This is a genomic window from Methanofastidiosum sp. (assembly GCA_013178285.1).
Classification (GTDB): Archaea; Methanobacteriota_B; Thermococci; order Methanofastidiosales; family Methanofastidiosaceae; genus Methanofastidiosum.
The window spans coordinates 1-5,060 of record JABLXD010000069.1 but is presented as its reverse complement, the minus strand read 5'-3'; the positions used below and the strand labels follow the sequence as shown (position 1 = coordinate 5,060).

Genomic DNA, 5,060 nt, shown 5'->3' with positions numbered 1-5,060 from the left:
ATAGGATTAGTAACTCTCCATCCAGTACCTAATTATATTGAAGCATATCCTGTAAAGCTTTTTGAATATATGACTGCTGGTATTCCGGTAATAGCTTCAAATTTTCCGCTTTGGAATAAAATAATAATGGATTCAGGTTGTGGTCTTTTAGTTGATCCCCTGAATCCAAAAGAGATCGCTGAAGCAATTCAATGGATTTTAGAACATCCTGATCAGGCTGAGACTATGGGTAAACGTGGTCAGGAAGCAGTTTTTAAACGGTACAGATGGGATACAGAAGCTGAAAAGTTATTAAATTTTTATAGTAAAATATTAAATAAACACTAATTAAAATTAAGAATTATATTTTTTAAGGAGGAGAATTAATTGACCAAATTAAATTTTGCTTTAGTAGGCTGTGGACGGATTGCCCAAAAACATGCTGAAGCCTTGATAGACATTAAAGATGCTGAACTTGTTGCAGTATGTGATATAAAAGATGAGAGGGCGGCTGAATATGGCAAGAAATATGGTGTACCTTTTTATACGGATTATAATGAGATGCTACAAAAAGAAAATATAGATGTTGTTAATATTCTAACGCCAAGCGGACTTCATGCTAAACATACTATCGACATTGTGAGTAAATATAGAAAACATATTGTTTGTGAAAAACCAATGGCTTTGAGATTGCAAGATGCTGATGAGATGATTAGAGTTTGTGATGAAAATGGTGTTAAATTATTTATAGTTAAGCAGAATAGATATAATTTACCTGTTCAAAAATTAAGGGAAGCCCTTGAAGAAGGTAGATTTGGCAAATTGGTTATGGGGACAGTTAGGGTTAGATGGATGAGAGATCAACGATACTATGATATGGATGATTGGAGAGGTACCTGGAAAATGGACGGGGGGTGTTTAACAAATCAAGCATCACATCATATAGATTTATTAGAATGGATGATGGGACAACCTGTGGAGGTCTGTGCAAAGATAGCTACACGATTAGTTAACATCGAAGTCGAAGATACGGGTGCAGCTATAATAAAATTTGCAAATGGGGCATTAGGTATAATTGAAGCTACTACTGCAACAAGGCCTAAAGATTTAGAAGGTTCTTTGTCCATTCTTGGGGAAAGAGGAACAGTAGAAATTGGAGGATTTGCAGTTAACGAAATTAAAACATGGATGTTTGTGGATGAAAGACCGGAAGACAAAGAAATTTTAGAAAAATTTAAGGAAAATCCTCCTAATGTTTACGGTTTTGGTCATAAAAGATATTTAGAACATGTGATTGATTGCATTAAAAACAATAAAAAGGCCTTGGTTGATGGCTTGGAAGGAAGGAAGTCTTTAGAACTAATACTTGCAATATATGAGTCTGCAGAAACAGGTAAAACAGTTAGGTTAAGATTTGAACCTCAAAGATGTAGATTAGGTGGTAAATATGAATAACTTTAAGATATATCCTAATGTGAAAATAGGGGAAAATGCAAGGATAGAAGATTATGTAATCATCGGGCAGCCTCCGAGAGGTAAAAAGCCTGGAGAAATTGAGACAGTTATTGGTAATAATGCAGTAATCAGATCTCATACGGTGATTTATGCTGGTAACAGAATCGGTGATAATTTCGAAACCGGTCATAATGTTGTAATTAGAGAAAATAATGTAATAGGTGATAATGTTAGTATAGGAACAGGTTCCTGTATAGAACACCATATAAAAATAGGCAATGACGTAAGAATTCATTCACAAGCATTTATTCCAGAATACTCACTTCTAGAAGATAAATGTTGGATTGGCCCTAATGTAGTGTTAACAAATGCACGATACCCTCAATCAAAAAATGTAAAAGAAAATTTGAAAGGACCTATAATTAAATCAAAAGCAAAAATAGGTGCAAATTCAACTATATTGCCTGGTATTACCGTAGGAAACAGTGCATTAGTTGGTGCAGGAAGTGTAGTAGTAAAAGATGTTGAAACAGGGGAAGTAGTTGCAGGCAACCCTGCGAGACATATAAACTGCATTAAAAATTTAAATGATTATAAATAATAAGGGAGAGGTATTTTTCTGATGAATATTCCATTAATGAAATTATCGGATTGTTATGGTTTGATCTATGATGAAGTAATAGATAAATTAAAACAAATAATTCTTACAACGAATTTTATTGGAGGAGAAGAAGTAAAAAGGTTTGAAGAAGAATATGCCGAATATTGCAATGTAAAACATGCCATAGCATGTGGTAACGGGACAGATGCTTTAATATTAACGTTGCGTGCTATGGGTATTGGTCATGGGGATACAGTAGTAACGGTACCGAATACGTTTATAGCAACATCAGAAGCTGTAACATCAGTAGGTGCAAACGTAGATTTTGTTGATATAGATGAAAAAACTTATACAATGGACCCTGAAAAATTAGAAGACTTTATTAAGAAAAATAGGTACAGTAAAAATATAAAATGTATTATTCCGGTGCATTTGTATGGACAGATGGCAGATATGGAAAGCATTATGGAGATTGCTAAAAAATTTGACCTGAAAGTCATAGAAGATTCAGCCCAAGCTCACGGTGCGTTACTGAATAATAAAGGACTAGGCCAATATGGAGATGCAGCAACATTTTCATTTTACCCCGGTAAAAACTTGGGTGCATTTGGAGACGCTGGAGCAGTTATTACTAACGATGATACGTTAGGAAAGAAAATCAAAATGTTATCAAATCATGGAAGGATAGAAAAATATAAACATGAAATTGAGGGTTATAACAGCAGACTCGATACAATTCAAGCGGCAGTTTTAAGGATCAAGTTAAAATATTTGGACAAATGGACAGAGATGAGAATAAACAATGCAGCATACTATAACGAGCTTTTAAAAAATGAAAATATAATAACTCCTTATGTTAGGGAAGGAAGCAAGCATGTTTATCACTTATATGTTATTAGAATAAAAGAGAGAGATAATGTTATTAAACGATTAGCTGACAACGGGATATCTACTGGGATACACTACCCTATTCCCTTGCATTTACAGCCGGCTTATAGATATAAAGGTTATCATGAAGGTGATTTTCCTGTAAGTGAAAAAGTTAGTAAGGAAATTGTTAGCCTGCCGTTGTGGGCTGAATTGGAAAAAAGCGAGATTGAAAAGATCTGTAACGTATTATTAGAGGTTGCAAACTAGAAATTGAAAATAATATTAGAATTAACTAAGAATGTGGATTTAAAGATAAGGGGGAAATCAGATAATGGAAATAGCAGTAGTGGGAGCAGGCTATGTAGGATTATCAATTGCTGTATTACTATCGCAAAACAACAAGGTTACAATTCTTGATATTATACAAGAAAAGGTAGAAATGATAAATAATAAAAAATCACCTATAGTTGATAAGGAAATTGAATATTTCTTAGCAAATAAAGATTTAAACCTTGTCGCAACAACAGATAAAAATAAAGCATATAAAGATGCACGATTTGTTATTATAGCTACTCCTACAGACTATGATGCAGATAAAAATTACTTTGATACAAGCACAATTGAAAATGTTATTCAAGATGTTTTAGACATAAATCCAAAAGCAGTAATGGTTATAAAATCTACTATACCAATAGGATATACGAAACGAATGAGGGAAAAATTTCAAACACAAAATATTATGTTTTCTCCAGAGTTTTTAAGAGAAGGGAAAGCACTATATGATAACCTATATCCTTCAAGAATTATTGTAGGTGAAAAATCAGAGAGGGCTGAGAAGTTTGCAAATCTTTTAGTAGAAGGAGCTATAAAAAAAGATGTTCCTATATTATATACTGATTCTACAGAAGCAGAAGCTATTAAACTGTTTGCAAATACATATTTAGCTATGAGGGTAGCATTTTTTAATGAACTTGATACCTATGCTGAATTAAGAGGATTAGATACAAGACAAATAATAGAAGGTGTTTGTTTAGATCCTAGAATAGGAAACCACTATAACAATCCTTCCTTTGGATATGGTGGATATTGTCTTCCAAAGGATACAAAGCAATTGCTGGCAAACTATCAGGATGTTCCAAATAATATAATTAAAGCAATAGTAGATTCTAACAGAACAAGAAAAGACCATATAGCTAATATGATAATCAAAAAGAACCCTAAGATTGTAGGTGTATATAGATTAACAATGAAGACCAATTCTGATAATTTTAGACAATCTGCTGTTCAGGATATAGTGAAGAGAATTAAGAGTAAAGGAATAGAGATAATAGTATATGAACCATTACTAGAAGAAGATAGTTTCTATAACTCTAGAGTAATAAAAGATTTAGATGACTTTAAGAAGATGTCTGATGTAATTTTAGCTAATAGAATGTGTGAAGAACTGGCTGATGTTAAAGAGAAGGTATATACAAGGGATTTATATGGAAGGGATTAGCATAGTAGGTTAACCCTATAGATTTATATTTAAAGTAAAGGTTGATATTTATATGTCCATCCTAGAATTTAAACTAGGATTTAAAGGGTGATAAAATGCTTAATTTATTTGTAGCAGTGTCGATAATTATAATCCAAATGCTAATTATAAGCATGTTTTACAGATACTATAAGACAATATTACATCCGACAGTATTTATCCAAAGTTATTTTACAGTTCAAATAATATTTAGCTTTGATTTAGGGTTAAGATTTAAAATTGAGTTTTTGTAATTGCAGCTGCAGAAACAATTGTACCTTATCTTAGAAAAAGGAATATAGTTATACTGGAATCTACTTCACCAACTGGAACAGTAGAGAAACTACTTGTTCCAATATTAGAAAAATCAGGGCTTAAAATAGAAGAAGAACTATATGTGGGCCATTCTCCAGAAAGATTACTTCCAGGAAAGATATTATGGGAATTGGTTAATAACAATAGAATCGTTGGAGGAATTAACAGGATTTCAGCTGAAAAAATACGTGATTTATATATAACTTATATTTCGCACCCTTTTAACATAAAGAAGCTAATTTTTCGGATGCAAAAAGCAATATAGAAAAAAAACAAAAAGCACTGCAATTGGTAAAAAATGGGCTTGTACTTTTGGTCAAAAAG

6 protein-coding genes are annotated in these 5,060 nt (G+C 32.5%); all 6 read left to right on the top strand.

The annotated features are described in order from the left end of the window. Positions 1–327, top strand: a 327-nt coding sequence (locus tag HPY60_11430) for a glycosyltransferase (GenBank protein NPV51788.1), incomplete at its 5' end; no start/stop codon positions are given. Between the two features lie 39 nt (positions 328–366). Beyond that, positions 367–1,434 carry a Gfo/Idh/MocA family oxidoreductase gene (locus HPY60_11425; GenBank protein ID NPV51787.1) on the top strand — a complete coding sequence of 356 codons (1,068 nt, stop codon included), beginning with the start codon at positions 367–369 and terminating at the stop codon, positions 1,432–1,434. Further along, entirely contained in the window at positions 1,427–2,035 is a 609-nt protein-coding gene (locus HPY60_11420) for a transferase (GenBank protein ID NPV51786.1), read from the top strand. The genes HPY60_11425 and HPY60_11420 overlap by 8 nt, the downstream gene beginning before the upstream one ends. 21 nt (positions 2,036–2,056) lie before the next feature. Beyond that, positions 2,057–3,172 carry a DegT/DnrJ/EryC1/StrS family aminotransferase gene (locus tag HPY60_11415; GenBank protein ID NPV51785.1) on the top strand — a complete coding sequence of 372 codons (1,116 nt, stop codon included), beginning with the start codon at positions 2,057–2,059 and terminating at the stop codon, positions 3,170–3,172. Positions 3,173–3,236: 64 nt separating this feature from the next. Next, complete coding sequence (locus tag HPY60_11410) at positions 3,237–4,403, top strand: nucleotide sugar dehydrogenase (GenBank protein NPV51784.1); 1,167 nt, start codon at positions 3,237–3,239, stop codon at positions 4,401–4,403. Positions 4,404–4,674: 271 nt separating this feature from the next. Beyond that, positions 4,675–5,001, top strand: coding sequence for a hypothetical protein (locus HPY60_11405; protein ID NPV51783.1), 327 nt, complete (start codon positions 4,675–4,677; stop codon positions 4,999–5,001). Positions 5,002–5,060: the final 59 nt, after the last annotated feature.

Excerpts from the sequence above, each read along its gene's own strand:
- HPY60_11415 (NPV51785.1), top strand. The coding sequence starts at position 2,057 with ATGAATATTCCATTAATGAAATTATCGGATTGTTATGGTTTGATCTAT.
- HPY60_11410 (NPV51784.1), top strand. The coding sequence starts at position 3,237 with ATGGAAATAGCAGTAGTGGGAGCAGGCTATGTAGGATTATCAATTGCT.
- HPY60_11420 (NPV51786.1), top strand. The coding sequence starts at position 1,427 with ATGAATAACTTTAAGATATATCCTAATGTGAAAATAGGGGAAAATGCA.